Below are 16,186 nucleotides of genomic sequence, written 5' to 3'. Positions count from 1 at the left end.
GGTGTTCCTTGCGGGGGGTTAGGAGCCGAGTTCCTCGTCGAGGATGGCGAAAAGCTGGCTTTCGGTCGCGGCGGCGATGTCGTCGTCTTCAGTGGTCAGGCTGGTCAACATGGTTTGCAGGCGGGTGCGCAGGTGCGCTTTGACGTTGGCGCTCAAGTCGGGTTGGTCAAGCAGCACAACTAGCTCGCGGGTGATGTCGTCAACACGGTCTGACAGGCTTTGTTGATCGCTACCGCTGGCGGTGACTAGCCGGCTGTCGAGGTGTTCGGCCAGCGTGGCCGGCGTGGGGTAGTCGAAGATCAGCGTGGGCGACAACGTGAGCCCGGTGGCGGTCTTGAGTCGGTTGCGCAGCTCCACGGCGGTCAAGGAATCGAACCCGAGATCTTGGAATGCTTTGTGAGCGTTGATATCGACACTGCTGGAACGACCCAACACCGCCGCGGCATTGCTGATCACCAAATCGGTGAGTTCGCGCTGCCGCCGCTCGGGCGTGAGCGCATGCAGCCGGCTGACTAAGCCCGACATCGACACCGCCGTATCGGCGGCGTCGATCCTCCGCCGGGTCGGACCGGCAGCCAACTGGCTGAATAATGCCGGTAGCGCAGCACCAGCGCCGGCCAGCGCGGCACGATCCAGCCGGGCCGCCACTACCACCGCGCGATCGGCCTGCAGCGCAGTGTCCAGGAACCCTAGCGCCTGCTCGGTGGTTAGCGGAGCGAGCCCGGCCTGCGTCATCCTGGCGCGATCCCGCTCGCCGAGGTGCCGGGTCATCGCCGAGGCCTGCTCCCACAGTCCCCACGCCACCGACAATCCGGCCAGCCCACGCGAGCGCCGATAGGCCACCAACCCGTCCAAAAACGCATTCGCCGCAGCATAATTCCCCTGAGCCGGTGTGCCCACAATCCCGGCCATCGACGAAAACACCACAAACGCCGACAAATCCATGTCCTCGGTTAGCTCGTGCAGATTCCAGGCCCCATCGACCTTGGCCCGCAACACCGTATCCACCCGATCCGGTGTCAAGCCCGTGATCACGGCATCGTCCAACACCCCAGCGGCATGAAACACCCCTTTAAGCGGATAGCGCGGATCCAGACCCGCCAACAATGCCGCCAGCGCATCACGATCAGCCACATCACAGGAGACCACCGCCACCTGGGCCCCGCCCTCGCGCAACAGGGCCGCGACTTCTGCCGCCCTGTCGGCCTGCTCACCGCTTCGGCTGACCAGAACCAGATTGGCCACCCCATGTCGCCGGACCAAATGGGTAGCCACCGCCGAACCGGCCATGCCGGTCCCCCCAGTGACCACCACGGTGCCCCCCGCCAACCCGGACTGCCCACCCGGACCATCGGGGATGGTCAACACGACCTTGCCGATATGACGGGCCTGACTGACAAACCGGTAGGCCGCCGGGGCGCATCGCGCATCAAAAGTCTTGACCGGCAACCGCGCCAACACTCCGGCCGCTAGCAACCCCACTACCTCGGAAAGCATCGCCGCAATGCGGTCTGGGCCGGCTTCGACCAAATCGAACGCCCGATACCGCACCCCCCGATGCCGCTCGGCCACCGTCTGCCCGTCGCGAATATCGGTTTTACCCAGCTCGATAAAGCGGCCACCGCTGGGCAGTAGCCGCAGCGAGGCATCGGTGAACTCACCGGCGAGCGAGTTCAGCACTACGTCCACACCGCTGCCCTCGGTGGCCCGCAGAAACGCCTCCTCGAACTCCAACGATCGCGAGTCGGAGATATGGATATCGTCAAAACCCATCGCCCGCAATGTATCCCACTTGGCGCGACTCGCCGTGACGAAAACCTCTGCACCCCAATACCGCGCCAACGACACCGCTGCCATACCAACCCCGCCGGTGCCGGCATGCACCAACACCTTCTGCCCCGCCGCGACCTCCGCCAACACCGACAGCCCGTAAAACGCCGTCAGAAACGCCACCGGCACGGCCGCTGCCTCCACCAACGACCAGCCCGCCGGCACCATGGTTACCAACCGCGCATCCACCACCGCCTCCGAACCCACCAGCCCCAATAACCCCATCACCCGGTCACCAACGGCCAAACCGGTTACCCCCGGGCCGACTTCAACGACCACCCCTGCCCCGTCGACACCCAGTTCCCCGCCGCCGGGATACATCCCCAACGCCACCAACACATCCCGGAAATTGACCCCCACCGCACCCACGGCCACCCGCACCTGCCCCGTCGCCAGCTCCACCGGAGCAACGGGCGCCACCACCACATCCGCCAAAGTCCCCCCACCACCGGCAACCAACCGCCAGCCCCCAGCCGACGCCGAAGGCAAAGTCAACCCGGCCGCTACCGGGGCCAACCGTGCCGCATATACCCGGCCTCGACGAACCACCAGCTGCGGCTCACCCGAGCGTGCGCCGAAACCAACCGCATCCTCGACAGCGACCGACCCATCGGTATCCACCAACACCACCCGGCCCGGATGTTCAGCCTGGGCAGAGCGCACCAACCCCCACACCGCAGCACCCGCCAAATCGGTGACATCGTCATCAACCGGACCCACCGCCCCACGCGTCACCACCACACCCAGACCGGTCGCATCGCTAGCCAACCACGACTGCAACACCTCCAACACCTCGTGCACACCCCGGTACACCGCTGCCAGCACATCCCCGCCGGCCTGCGCGCCGGCGTGAGGCGGCAGCTCCCACACCACGGCGTCGTCGCCAATGTCGCCGCCCTCCAACGGCACCGGTGTCCAGATCATCTCCAGCAATCCCCGGTCGCCGGCGGTCGACCTCGACAACGCGGCCGCTGAGACCGGACGAACCATCAACTGCCGCACCGACAACACCGGCAACCCCTGCGGATCGGCCAACTCCACCGACACCGCCCCCCGGCCCACCGGCGCCAGTCGCACACGGACCCGCGCAGCCCCGCTTGCGTGCAAACACACCCCCTGCCACGAGAACGGCAACATCGTCTGCTGCTCACCCTCGACAATTCCCCACGCATGCAACGCCGCATCCAACACCGCCGGATGAATCCCAAACCCCCGTATCGGCACACCCTCAGGGAGAGTGACGTCGGCGAACACCTCGGCCCCCCGCCGCCACAAGGCCTGCAAACCCCGAAACGCCGGCCCATACCCATACCCCCGCGCCGCCAACACCTGATACCCGTCGGCGACGTCCATCGCCCGTGCCCCAACCGGCGGCCACACCGACAGCTCCGCGGCCGGCTGCACCGAGCCAACCCCCAACACGCCCTGCGCGTGCAACGTCCATCCCGGACTCGAATCCGCCTGGCCGGCAGCCGAATACACCCACACATTCCGAGTACCCGACTGCTCGACGCCGCCCACCACCACCTGGACCCGCACCCCATCTGCCGGCAGCACCAACGGTGCCTGCAACGTCAACTCCTGCAGCACCGAACAACCCACCTCGTCACCGGCCCGCAAGGCCAACTCAACAAACCCCGTGCCCGGGAACAGCACCACCGGGCCCACCGCATGATCGGCCAGCCACGGCGCAGCGACCACCGATATCCGGCCCGTCAACACCACCCCACCCGAGTCGGGCCGTTGCACCACTGCAGCCAACAATCCATGCTCGGCGCCCACCAAGCCGACACCACCCAGATCGCCGCCAACAGCACCTAGGCCGTCTAGCCAGAACCGCTGGCGCGCAAACGCGTACGTCGGCAACTCCACCCGGCGGCCTCCCAGGTCGGCAAACGCGGCACGCCAGTCAACACCCACGCCCGCAACGTGGGCCTGCCCCGCCGACAGCCAAAACCGGCCCACCCCGCCGTCATCGCGACCCAGCGTCGGAATGACAATCGGTTCACCCGTAGCGCCGCGATCACAGTCGACCAACGTCTCTTCGATGCCGGCGATCAGGACCGGATGGGGGCTGGATTCGACGAACACCCGGTATCCGCCGTCGAAGGCGTTGCGGACGGCGCGTTCGAACTGCACCGGCTGGCGGATGCTTCGGTACCAGTACTCGGCGTTCACACCGGCGGTATCCATGAGTTCGCCGGTGACAGTGGAGAAGAACGCCACCGTGGAAGTACGGGGTTCGATACCTCGCAGCGCCGCGATGAGCTCCTCCCGGATCGCGTCCACCTGCGCCGAGTGTGACGCGTAGTCGACGTCGATCCTGCGGGCACGAATGCCTTCGGCCTCACATCGCTGCATCAGCTCCGTCACGGCATCCGTCTCGCCGGCCAGCACGACCGACGAGACACCATTGACTGCAGCGATATTCAGTCGGTCTCCCCATTGGGACGCCAACTTCTCGGCCTGCGGCTGGCCACAGGCCAACGAGACCATGCCGCCGGCACCGCCCAACCGCACCAGCAACCGGCTGCGCAGTGCCACCACCGCAGCCGCGTCCCGAAGCGACAGGGCGCCCGCCACATATGCCGCCGCGATCTCCCCCTGCGAATGCCCGATGACCGCGTCGGGAACCACACCCACCGACCGCCACAATTCGGCCAGCGACACCATCACCGCCCACAACGCCGGCTGCACCACATCCACCCGATCCAGCCCCGGTGCGCCGGGTGCCCCGCGCAGCACGTCGAGCAGCGACCACTCCACGTGCTCACGCAGCGCCCGTTCGCAGCGATGGATATGTTCGGCGAACACCGGTGCGGTAGCACATAACTGGGCTCCCATGCCCAGCCACTGCGCGCCCTGGCCCGGGAACACGAATGCCGTCTTGCCCACCGTCTGGGCGCGGCCCGCCACCACGTCGGCGCCGGGCACGCCGGCCGCCAGACCCGTCAGCCCTTCCATCAGCTGAGTGCGGTCGGCGCCCACGACCACGGCCCGATGATCAAACAGCGACCGGGTGTTGACCAGCGACCACCCCACATCGAGCGGGCGCACGTTCTCATCGGCGCCCACCCAGGCCAACAGCCGTCGCGCCTGGTTGGTCAACGCTTGCGCCGACCTCGCCGACAGCCCCCACGGCACCGCCACCGGGTCGTTGCCATGGGCCGCGCCAACCGGTTCCACTGCCGGTGCCTCTTCCAGAATCACATGTGCGTTGGTGCCGCTGATCCCGAACGACGACACACCGGCCCGCCGCGGCCGGCCCGGCACGTGCCACGGCCGCGGCTCGGTCAACAACGACACCGCCCCCGCCGACCAATCCACATGCGGCGTCGGCACATCCACGTGCAACGTCTTGGGCAGCACGCCGTGGCGCATCGCCTGCACCATCTTGATCACCCCGGCGACCCCCGCAGCCGCCGACGTATGACCGATGTTCGATTTGATCGACCCCAGCCACAACGGCCGATCGGCCGACCGCTGTCCATACGTCGCCAAAATCGCCTGCGCCTCAATGGGATCCCCCAACGTGGTGCCCGTCCCGTGCCCCTCGACCACATCCACGTCGGCGACACCTAACCGCGCACTGGCCAGCGCCGCAGTGATCACCCGTTGCTGCGCCGGCCCATTCGGCGTGGCCAGCCCGTTGGAGGCGCCGTCCTGATTGACCGCCGATCCGCGCACCAGCGCCAGCACCGGATGCCCCAACCGGCGCGCGTCAGCCAACCGCGCCAGCACGAGCACCCCGGCGCCCTCGGCAAACGCGGTCCCATCGGCGGCACCCGCATAGGCCTTACAACGACCATCGGCGGACAGCGCCCGCTGCCTGCTGAACTCGATGAACATCGCCGGGGTGGCCATCACGGTGACCCCACCGACCAGCGCCAGGTCGCATTCGCCGAGGCGCAGTGACTGCACCGCCAAATGCAGTGCCACCAACGACGACGAACACGCGGTATCCACCGACACCGCCGGGCCCTGCAGGCCCAACACATACGCCACCCGCCCGGAGGCCACGCTCAGCGTCGAGCCACGCAGCCCGTAGCGCTCCAGGTCACCCGGCACCCGGCCTTGGCCCCCATACGAGCCGTGGAACACCCCGGCGAACACGCCCGTCTGCGAACCCCGCAACGTGATTGGGTCGATGCCCGCCCGCTCCAACGCTTCCCACGACACTTCCAACAGCAACCGCTGCTGGGGATCCATCGCAAGCGCCTCGCTGGGTGCGATCCCGAAAAACTCGGCGTCAAAACCGGCGACATCCGTCAAGAACCCGCCGCACCGGGTATACGACTTGCCTACCGCGTCGGGATCGGGGTCAAACAACCCCGCCACATCCCAGCCGCGATCCGCCGGGAACTCCGAAACCGCGTCACGGCCGTGTGCCACCAGCTCCCACAGCGTCTCCGGCGAATCCACCCCACCCGGATAGCGGCATCCCATCCCCACCACCGCCACCGGCTCGGTGGTCCGGGCAAGAAGATCCCGGTTCTCTCGCTTCAGTCGCTCGTTTTGCTTGAGCGATCTGCGCAGGGCCTTGACGAGGTCTTCGGGAGTGCTGTTCATGGCACGAGGTCCGCCGAGCGTAACGTCACTGCGAGATTGCGATCCGAATAGCGCAGTGGCGTTACGCTCGCGGAATCCAGCATCAGTGCCAGCGCAGCAACACGAGTTCGGAACAGAAGCCTGGGCCCATGGCGATCATCAACCCGGGACTTCCGCTGGGGGGCGGTTTGGCGATGGTGTCACGCAGCACATGCAGCACCGACGCTGACGACAGATTCCCGATTTCGCCCAACGAGCGCCACGTCAGCTCGAGAGCCTGCGGCGACAGGTCGAGGGTCTCGGTGATGGCGTTGATGATCTTGGGTCCCCGGGATGGGTGACCCAGGCGCCGACGTCGGTGGTGCTCAGGCCGTGCGAAGCCAGGAAGGTGGTGACGTCATTGCCCAGATACTGCTCGACCACGGCCGCCAAGTCCCGTGATAGGACGAGCTCGAACCCGGCCGAGCCGACGTCGTATCCCATGGTGCGCAGCGAGTCGGGGTACAGATGGCTGCGCGAATCCAGGATGTCCGGCCCGTCGGCGCCGATGTCCTGGGCGCGCTTCACACCTGCGGCCACCACCGCCGCGGCGCCGTCAGCAAACAACGCACTGCCGACAAGGCCCGGCAGCGTCGGCTTGTATCCCGGATACGTGAGTGAACACAGCTCGACCGAGACCAACGCGGCAACGCCGTCCGGGGCCCCGCGCAGGTAGTCGTGCAGCCGGGCGACCCCGGCCGCCCCGGCCACGCAGCCCAGCCCGAACAGCGGCACCCTCCGGACATCGGCGCGCAGCCCCAGCCGCCCGGCGATCCGGGCATCCAGCGACGGCACCGCCAGTCCGGTGACCGTGGCGGTGATCAACACGTCGAGATCCTCGGGTCGCAGACCGGACTCGTCGAGTGCCCCCGCCAGGGCTTGCACGCCCAAGTCCACGGCTTTTTCGATGAAAATCTTGTTCGCCTCGCCGAAGTCGGTCAGCTTCGGGTATTTCTCCAGCGGCAAGACCAGGTGGCGGCTGTTGACTTTGGCGCTGGCGTGCAGCTGGCGAACGATGTCTTCGTAGCCCTCGAAATCCGGGATGCTGACAAACGAGTCGGTGAGCTCGCGTTGTGAATAGCGATACGGCGGCAACGCGCCGAACACACCTGCGATGACGCTCACTGGTCCCACCCCTTTGACACGCACATCGAGGCCGAATGGTTCAACCGGGTCGCCTAGAGCCCGAAGTTTAGCCCGCCTGGAACTGGCCGGCAAAGTTTCGAGGCCCCCTCAGCGCACCAGCTGGCGGCGCAGCCGCTCGGCGGCTTCACCAATGGCGTTCAGTTGCTCGGCAACCCGGCCCGGCGCGGTGCCACCCCGGCAATCGAGGGCCGACACCGAGCCTTCGATGGTCAGCACCTCGCGGACTTGCGGGGTCAGCTCGGGGCTGATGGCGGCCAGCTCGTCGTCGGTGAGTTCCTGCAGCCCCACGCCGCGCTGTTCGGCCGCACGCACCGCCGCACCCGCGGCCTCATGCGCGGACCTAAACGGAACACCTTGCCGCACAAGCCATTCGGCGAGATCGGTGGCCAACGTATAGCCGGCCGGGGCCAGCTCCGCCATCCGCTGGACATTGAAGGTCAGGCTGGCCACCAGCCCGGCCATCGCCGGCAGCAGCAGCTCCAGCTGGGCCACCGAATCGAACACCGGCTCCTTGTCTTCCTGCAGGTCGCGGTTGTAGGCCAGGGGCTGGGCTTTCAGGGTGGCCAGCAGCCCGGCCAGGTTTCCGATCAGCCGCCCGGACTTGCCGCGGGCCAGCTCGGCGATGTCCGGATTCTTCTTCTGCGGCATGATCGAGCTACCGGTGGACCACGAGTCATGCAACGTGACGTAGCCGAATTCCGTCGAGCTCCAGACGATGATGTCCTCAGCCAGCCGGGACAGGTCGACGGCGATCATGGCGAACACGAACGCCGCCTCGGCGGCGAAGTCGCGGGCGGCGGTCGCGTCGACGGAGTTGTCCGCGGCAGCCGAGAAACCGAGGTCCGCGGCGATCGCGTCGGGATCCAGGCCCAGCGACGAGCCGGCCAAGGCGCCCGAGCCGTACGGGGACACCGCCGCGCGTTTGTCGAAGTCGACGATGCGGTCCAGGTCGCGCAGCAGGGGGTGGGCGTGCGCGAGCAGATGGTGTGCCAGCAGGATCGGCTGGGCGGACTGCAGGTGGGTTTTGCCGGGCATGATGGCGCTCGGGTGTGCGGCGGCCTGCTCTGCCAGCGCACCGACCACGTCGAGCACACCGGTGGCGACCCGGCGCACCGCGTCGCGCAGCCACATCCGAAACAGCGCGGCCACCTGGTCGTTGCGCGAGCGCCCGGCCCGCAGCCGGCCGCCCAGGTCCGGTCCGACCCGGTCGATCAGGCCCCGCTCCAGCGCGGCATGCACGTCCTCGTCGGTGACCAGCGGGCCGAAGCTGCCGTCGGCGACGTCTTGGGCGAGGCTGTCCAGGCCGGCGAGCAGCCCGTCGCGTTGCTCCTCGGTGAGCAGCCCGGCCCGAAACAGCACCATGGTGTGCGCCCGCGACGCGGTGAGGTCGTAGGGGGCCAGCACCCAGTCGAAGTGGGTGGACTTGCTCAGCGCGGCCAGCGCGTCGGACGGGCCGCCGGCGAACCGCCCGCCCCACAGCGACCCCTCGTTGGTGCTCACTTTTCTGTGGCGAGCAGACGCAGAATCGCACGCCGACGGGCGTGGCGGTGCGATTCTGCGTCTGCTCGCGGGAGAACCGTCACCGCAGATCCCGGCGGGCGGCGAGCTTGGAGGACAGCCCGTGCACGTAGACGAAGCCGCGGGCGGCGGACTGGTCGAAGCTGTCGCCCTCGTCGTAGGTGGCCAGGTTGAAGTCGTACAACGATTCCGCGCTGCGCCGGCCGTTGACCGCGATGTGGCCGCCGTGTAGCACCAGCCGCACCTCGCCGGACACGTGCTCCTGGGTCTTGGCGACGAAAGCCTCCAGCGCGGCCTTCAGCGGCGAGTACCACAGCCCGTCGTAGACCAGTTCGGCCCAGCGCTGGTCGGTCTGGCGTTTGAACCGGCCCAGCTCACGCTCCAGGGTGACGTGTTCGAGTTCGGTGTGCGCGGTGATCAGCACCATCGCGCCGGGCGCCTCGTAGATCTCGCGGCTCTTGATGCCCACCAGCCGATCCTCCACGACGTCGAGGCGCCCGACACCTTGCGCTCCGGCGCGGCGGTTGAGCTCCTCGATCGCCGCCAGCATCGACACCGGCTTGCCGTCGACGGACACCGGCACGCCGCGTTCGAAGCCGACGATCACCTCGTCGGGGACCCCCCAGTTGATCGTGGGGTCTTCGGTGTAGGCGTAGATGTCCTTGGTTGGGGCATTCCACAGGTGCTCTAAGAAGCCGGTCTCCACCGCGCGGCCCCAGACGTTCTGGTCGATGGAGAACGGCGAACGTTTGGTGACGTTGATCGGGATCGCGTTCTCCTCGGCGAACGCGATCGCCTTCTCCCGCGTCCACGCGTAGTCGCGCACCGGCGCCAACACCTCTAAATCCGGTGCCAGCGAGGCGAACCCGACTTCGAACCGGACCTGGTCGTTGCCCTTGCCGGTGCAGCCGTGCGCGACGATGCCGCCGCCGTGCTCGCGCGCCGCGGCGACCAGGTGTTTGACGATCAGCGGCCGGCTGATCGCCGACACCAGCGGGTAGCGGTCCATGTACAGCGCGTTGTTCAGCACGGTGGGCAGGCAGTAGCCTTCGGCGAACTCGTCGCGGGCGTCGACGACGACAGCCTCCACCGCGCCGCAGTCCAGCGCCCGCTGCCGTATGACGTCCATGTGCTCGCCGCCCTGCCCGAGGTCGATCGCCACCGCCACCACCTCACGGCCGGTCTCCTTGCCTATCCAGCTGATCGCCACCGAGGTGTCCAGACCGCCGGAATAGGCCAGGATGACGCGCTCTGACATGACTCTCCTTACCGAAGGTTCTCGAACATGCCGGCCAGTTGCGCGCCGGTCGTCGGCTCGCGGGCCACCACCAGGATGGTGTCATCACCGGCGATGGTGCCGACGACCTGGGGCAGGGCCGCGCGGTCGATGGCGCTGGCCAGGTAGTGCGCCGCGCCCGGCGGGGTGCGCAACACCGCGAGGTTGCCGCTGTCGTCGGTCGACACCAGCAGCTCACCGAGCAGCCGCGCCATCCGGTCGGTACCGCCCGAGACGCCGCGCACCGGGCTGCCGTCCTCGGGCACCACGTAGATGCCGGTGCCGCCGTCCGCGCCGCGCAGTTTCACCGCGCCGAGCTCTTCCAGATCGCGTGACAGTGTGGCTTGGGTGACCTCGATGCCCTCGGCGGCCAGCAGCGCCGCCAGTTCGTTTTGGCTGCGCACCTGCGCCGACGACAGGATCGCCACGATGCGCGCCTGGCGGCCGGCGCGGTTTGCGGCGACCTCGGGCCCCGCAACGGGCGCGGCCTTGGCGCGGCTCATGAGCGCTCCAGCAGCCACACCAGCAGCGCCTTCTGCGCGTGCAGCCGGTTTTCGGCCTCGTCCCACACCGCGCTGGCCGGCCCGTCCATCACCGCGTCGGTGATCTCGTCGCCGCGATGGGCCGGCAGGCAATGCAACACGATGGCATCCGAGTCGGCCAGCGCCAGAAGTCGCGAGTTGAGCTGAAACGGCCGAAACGGCTTCACTCGGTCCAACCCGTCGTTTTCCTGGCCCATCGACGTCCAGGTGTCGGTGACCAGAACGTCGGCGCCGGCGGCGGCCGCGTGGGCGTCGGCGGTCACAGTCACCGAGGCGCCGGTATCCTGGGCGCGGCGCTCGGCCGCGGCCCGCACCGACGGGTCGGGCAGGAAGCCCTCGGGAGCCGCGACGGTGACGTGGATACCCGCGGTGACCCCGCCGAGCAGCAGCGAGTGGGCCATGTTGTTGGCGCCGTCGCCGAAGTAGGACAACCTCAGGCCGCGCAGCGCCCCCTTGCGTTCGGCGATGGTCTGCAGGTCGGCCAACACCTGACACGGATGGAACTCATCGGAGAGCGCGTTGATCACGGGCACCGTCGCGACCGACGCCATGGCGTCCAGCCGCTCTTGGCCGAAGGTTCGCCAGACGATGGCATCGACGTAGCGGGACAACACCTTTGCGGTGTCCTGCAGGGTTTCGTCGCGGCCCAGCTGGGTGCTGCCGCTGTCGACGACGACGGCATGCCCGCCCAGCTGCGCGATGCCCAGCTCGAAGGAGAACCGGGTGCGGGTGGAGTTCTTGTCGAAGATGACCGCCACCCCGCGCGGCCCTTGCAGGGGACGACGGCTAACCGGGTCTTTCTTCAGCTCGGCCGCGAGCTCGAGCACCTCGGCCTGTTCGGCCGGGGACAGATCGTCGTCGCGCAGGAAATGCCTGATCACGGGGCCCCCACGGCGCGGTCCAGGATTGCCGGCAAGGCGGCGACAAAGCCGTCGAGCTGTGCTTCGGCGATGATCAGCGGCGGCGCCAACCGGATGACGTCGGGTGCGGCCGCGTTGACCAGGTAACCGGCGTCGCGGGCGGTGGCCTCGGCGTCCTTGGCGTGCGGGGCGGTCAGCGCGATGCCCAACAGCAGTCCGCGTCCGCGCACGTGGTCGATGAGCGGGTGGCCGAGCGCTTCGATGCCGTGCCGCAACGATTTGCCCAAGACTTCGGCGCGGCGGACCAGGCCGTCGCTCGCCAGCACCCGTAGCACCGCCAGCGCCGCCGCGGCGCAGACCGGGTTGCCGCCGAAGGTGCTGCCGTGCAGGCCTGGGGTCAGTAGTTCGGCGGCCGGCCCGACGGCCAGGCAGGCACCGATCGGCAGCCCGCCGCCCAGACCCTTGGCCAGGGTCACCACGTCCGGGGTGATGCCGTCGTGCTGGTGGGCGAAGAACGCTCCGGTGCGGCCCATCCCGGTTTGCACCTCGTCGAGCACCAGCAGCGCGCCGCGCCGCGCCGTGATGTCGCGGGCGGCGGCAAGGTAGCCCGCGGGCGGGACGACGACCCCGCTCTCCCCCATGATCGGTTCCAGGAACACCGCGGCGGTGTGGTCATCGACGGCGGCGGCCAACGCGTCGACGTCGCCGTAGCCGACGTGCGTGACGTCGCCGGGCAGCGGCGCGAACGGCGTTTGCTTGGCCGGTTGTCCGGTGAGCGCCAGCGAGCCCATGGTGCGGCCGTGGAAGGCGTCGTGGGCGGCGACCAGTTTCGTGCGTCCGGTGAGCCGAGACAGCTTGAACGCCGCCTCGTTGGCCTCGGCGCCGGAGTTGCAGAAGAACACTCGCGTCCGCTGGTCGGCCCCCAGCAGCGCGACCAGCTCCTCGGCCAGCGCGATGCCCGGTTCGGTGGCATACAGGTTGGAGGTGTGCCCCAGCGTCGACATCTGCCGGGTGACGGCCTCGATGACCGCGGGGTGGCGATGGCCCAGCACGTTGACCGCGATGCCGCCGAGCAGGTCGATATAGGTTCTGCCGTCCACGTCGGTGACCACGGCGCCGTCACCGCTGGCCAGCGCTATCGGGGGGGTGCCGTAGTTGTTCATCATCACGGCTTGCCACCGCTGCCGCATGGTCGCCGTCGTGGTCGAAGCGCCGGTCATCCGCGCACCACCTTGGTGCCGGTGCCCGCGTCGGTGAACAACTCCACCAACACGCAGTGTGTGACCCGCCCATCGATGATGTGCGCGCTGGGCACCCCGCCGATGACCGCCCGCAGGCACGCTTCGACCTTGGGGACCATGCCCGATTCCAGCGTCGGCAGCAGTTGCGCCAGTGTGCCGGTGTCGATCTCGCTGACCAGCGAGTCGCGATCCGGCCAGCGGGTGTACAGGCCGTCGATATCGGTGAGCATCAACAGCTTTTCGGCGCCCAGGGCTTCGGCGACCGCCGCGGCGGCGGTGTCGGCGTTGATGTTGTGCACCACGCCGTCGGCATCCGGGGCCAGCGTGGACACCACCGGGATCCGGCCCGCCGCAACCAGATCCAGCATTGCCGCGGTGTTCACCTGGTCGACGTCGCCGACCAGGCCGATGTCGGTGGCCACGCCGTCGACGGTGACGCTGCGCCGCACGGCGGTGAACAGCTGCGCGTCCTCGCCGGTGATCCCGACGGCATACGGTCCGTGCGCGTTGATCAGGTTGACCAGTTCCCGGCCCACCTGACCGAACAGCACCATCCGGGCCACGTCGAGCACTTCGGGTGTGGTGACCCGGAATCCGCCCTTGAAGTCGCCCTCGATGCCGAGCCGCCGCAGCATGGCGGTGATCTGCGGCCCCCCGCCGTGCACCACGACGGGATGGATGCCGCAGTTGCGCAGAAACGCCATGTCGGCGGCGAACGCGCGCCGCAGCGTGTCGTCGGTCATCGCGTTGCCGCCGTATTTGACGACGACGACCTTGCCGTGCAACTGCTTGAGCCAGGGCAGGGCCTCGGCCAGCACCTGCGCTTTGATGTGGGTGGGCAGTGCTTCGATGCGGCTCATGAGCTGTAGGCCGAGTTCTCTTCGACGTAGGCATGCGACAGATCAGTGGTTCGGATCCTCGCCTGCCCGTCGCCGACGCCGAGGTCGACGGTGATATCGATGTCCGCGTCCGACAGGTCCACCTCGCGCGCACCGGGAGCGCCGACACCGTGCACACACACCGCGGCACCGTTGAACGACACGCTGATTCGATCCGGGTCGAGGGTGATCGGTGCCATCCCGACGGCGGCGAGCACCCGTCCCCAGTTCGGGTCGGACCCGAACAGCGCGGTCTTGACCAGGCTGTCGCGGGCGATCTGGCGGGCGGCGACCAGCGCGTCGTCTTCGGTGGCGGCCCCGGTCACGGTCACGGTGACGCGTTTGGTGACGCCTTCGGCGTCGGCCTGCAGCTGGGCGCACAAATCGTCGCAGACCCGTAGCACGGCCTCGTCGAGATCGGCCTGGGCAGGGGGGATTTCACTGGCCCCGGACGACAGCAGCAGCACGGTGTCGTTGGTGGAGCAGCTGCCGTCGATGTCGAGCCGGTCGAACGTGGCCGCGGCGGCGCGGCGCAGCGCCCGCTCGAGTGCGGCCGGCTCGGCGGCCGCGTCGGTGGTGAGCACGCACAGCATGGTGGCCAACGACGGCGCCAGCATGCCCGCGCCTTTGGCCATGCCGCCGACCGTCCAGTTGTCGTGATGGTGCAGCGCAACCTGTTTGGGCACGTTGTCGGTGGTCATGATGGCGTGGGCGGCTTCATCGCCGCCGACCAGCCCGCCATGCATCTCGTGCACCACGTGGGCGACGCCGGCGAGCAGCTTGTCCATCGGCAGCCGGTCGCCGATCAGCCCGGTGGAGCAGACGGCGACCTCGATGGCCCCGGTCTCGGTTCCCCAGTCCGACAACGCCGCGGCCACCGCCTCCGCGGTGGCGTGGGTGTCGGCGAAGCCGGCCGGCCCGGTGCAGGCATTGGCGCCGCCGGAGTTGAGGATCACCGCGCGCAGCCGCCCGGTGGTCAGCACTTGCTGGGTCCACAGCACCGGCGCCGCCTTGACCTGGTTGCGGGTGAACACCCCGGCGGCGGCGTAGTCGGGTCCCTCGTTGAACACCAGCGCCAGATCCAGCGCACCGGAGGCCTTGATCCCGGCGGCGACGCCGGCGGCCCGAAAGCCGGCCGGGGCGGTGACGCCCTGAGCGCGCAGCAGCCGGGTGGTGCCGGCCAGGTCGGTCACGGCGCCACCCCCACAACCGAAAGGCCGTCGGTCTCCGGCCAGCCCAGCGCCAGGTTCATCGATTGCACCGCGGCGCCGGCGGTGCCCTTGACCAGGTTGTCGATCGCGGCGATCGCCACGAACGTCTGCGCGTCCTCGTCCACCGCGACGGCGATGTGCGCTGCGTTGCTGCCGATCACCGCGCCGGTGCGCGGCAGCTGCCCCTCCGGCATCAGATAAATGAAAGGCTCTGCATGGTAGGCCTTTTCGTAGGCTGCCCGCAGCTGCGACAGGGGTGATCGGGTGCGTGCCGTGCAGGTGGCCAGGATGCCACGGGAGGCCGGGATCAGCACCGGGGTAAACGAGACCGAGACGTCGCGGTCGGTGACCGCGCGTAGCCCTTGAGCGATCTCGGGGGTGTGCCGGTGGACGCCGGCGATGTTGTAGGCGCGCGCCGACCCGATGACCTCCGCGCCCAGCAAGTCGGTGGTGGCCGCACGACCCGCCCCCGAGGTACCGCTCACGGCGACCACGGTCACCGCGGGCTCGATAAGGTCTGCGGCCAGCGCGGGAAAAAGCGCCAGCAGTGCCGCGGTCGGATAGCAGCCGGGCACCGCGATGCGGCGGGTGCCGCGCAATTGGTCCCGCGCGCCCGGCAGCTCGGGCAACCCATACGGCCAGCTACCGGCGTGCGACGACCCGTAGAACCGCTCCCAGACGGCGGCGTCGGTGAGCCGAAAGTCCGCCCCGCAGTCGATGATCAGTGTCTCGGGGCTCAGTTGCTGCGCCAACACCGCCGAATGCCCGTGCGGCAAGGCCAAGAAGACGGCGTCATGGCCACCGAGCACGGCAGCTTCGGTGGGTTCGACTACTCGATGGGCCAGCGGCGTCAGGTGCGGATGGTGTTCGCCGAGCGTGCTGCCGGCGCTGGTCGCCGCGGTCAGCGCACCGATCCTCAGCCGGCCGTCGGCGTACGCCGGATGCCCGAGCAGCAGGCGGAGAATCTCACCACCGGCATATCCGCTGGCACCGGCAACCGCCACCTTCGTCGCATTGGCCACCTGCCGATTTTGCATCGTTATGCAACAGTTTGCAAACTCATTCCGCGGTGACTGCGCCGGGACTTGACACACCGC

General features: G+C 68.7%; 9 protein-coding genes and 1 pseudogene. All 10 read right to left on the bottom strand.

Translation table 11 applies throughout. From position 1 onward, the window contains the following. Positions 1-18: 18 nt before the first annotated feature. Positions 19-6,399: a type I polyketide synthase gene (locus FF952_RS08805; protein WP_031653846.1), complete on the bottom strand. Its 6,381-nt coding sequence runs from the start codon at positions 6,397-6,399 to the stop codon at positions 19-21. Positions 6,400-6,481: 82 nt separating this feature from the next. Continuing rightward, positions 6,482-7,542 (bottom strand): annotated as a pseudogene (locus tag FF952_RS08800) (type III polyketide synthase). A gap of 108 nt (positions 7,543-7,650) precedes the next feature. After that, positions 7,651-9,063 (bottom strand): argininosuccinate lyase, encoded by a 1,413-nt coding sequence (gene argH, locus FF952_RS08795; RefSeq protein ID WP_003904667.1) that lies wholly within the window; start codon positions 9,061-9,063, stop codon positions 7,651-7,653. A 79-nt stretch (positions 9,064-9,142) separates the two neighbouring features. Next, complete coding sequence (locus tag FF952_RS08790; RefSeq protein WP_003408179.1) at positions 9,143-10,339, bottom strand: argininosuccinate synthase; 1,197 nt, start codon at positions 10,337-10,339, stop codon at positions 9,143-9,145. Between the two features lie 8 nt (positions 10,340-10,347). Next, the gene (locus tag FF952_RS08785) at positions 10,348-10,860 is read right to left on the bottom strand and encodes an arginine repressor (protein ID WP_003408178.1); all 513 of its coding nucleotides are present in this window, start codon (positions 10,858-10,860) and stop codon (positions 10,348-10,350) included. Continuing rightward, a complete protein-coding gene (gene argF / locus FF952_RS08780; RefSeq protein WP_003408165.1) occupies positions 10,857-11,780 on the bottom strand; it encodes an ornithine carbamoyltransferase in 924 nt (307 codons plus the stop codon). The genes FF952_RS08785 and argF overlap by 4 nt, the downstream gene beginning before the upstream one ends. Next, on the bottom strand, positions 11,777-12,979 hold the full coding sequence (locus tag FF952_RS08775) for an acetylornithine transaminase (RefSeq protein WP_003408163.1): 1,203 nt from the start codon (positions 12,977-12,979) through the stop codon (positions 11,777-11,779). The genes argF and FF952_RS08775 overlap by 4 nt, the downstream gene beginning before the upstream one ends. Next, the gene (gene argB / locus FF952_RS08770) at positions 12,976-13,860 is read right to left on the bottom strand and encodes an acetylglutamate kinase (RefSeq protein ID WP_003408161.1); all 885 of its coding nucleotides are present in this window, start codon (positions 13,858-13,860) and stop codon (positions 12,976-12,978) included. Before argB ends, FF952_RS08775 begins: the two co-directional genes overlap by 4 nt. Further along, positions 13,857-15,071 (bottom strand): bifunctional glutamate N-acetyltransferase/amino-acid acetyltransferase ArgJ, encoded by a 1,215-nt coding sequence (gene argJ / locus FF952_RS08765; protein WP_003408160.1) that lies wholly within the window; start codon positions 15,069-15,071, stop codon positions 13,857-13,859. The genes argB and argJ overlap by 4 nt, the downstream gene beginning before the upstream one ends. Next, complete coding sequence (argC, locus tag FF952_RS08760) at positions 15,068-16,126, bottom strand: N-acetyl-gamma-glutamyl-phosphate reductase (protein WP_003898960.1); 1,059 nt, start codon at positions 16,124-16,126, stop codon at positions 15,068-15,070. The genes argJ and argC overlap by 4 nt, the downstream gene beginning before the upstream one ends. Between the last annotated feature and the right edge of the window lie 60 nt (positions 16,127-16,186).

Origin of the sequence: Mycobacterium tuberculosis complex sp. N0072 (assembly GCF_030323725.1) — a bacterium.
GTDB lineage: Bacteria > Actinomycetota > Actinomycetes > Mycobacteriales > Mycobacteriaceae > Mycobacterium > Mycobacterium tuberculosis.
The sequence above is the reverse complement of the archived record's forward strand: the minus strand, read 5'-3'. Positions and strand labels throughout refer to the sequence as shown.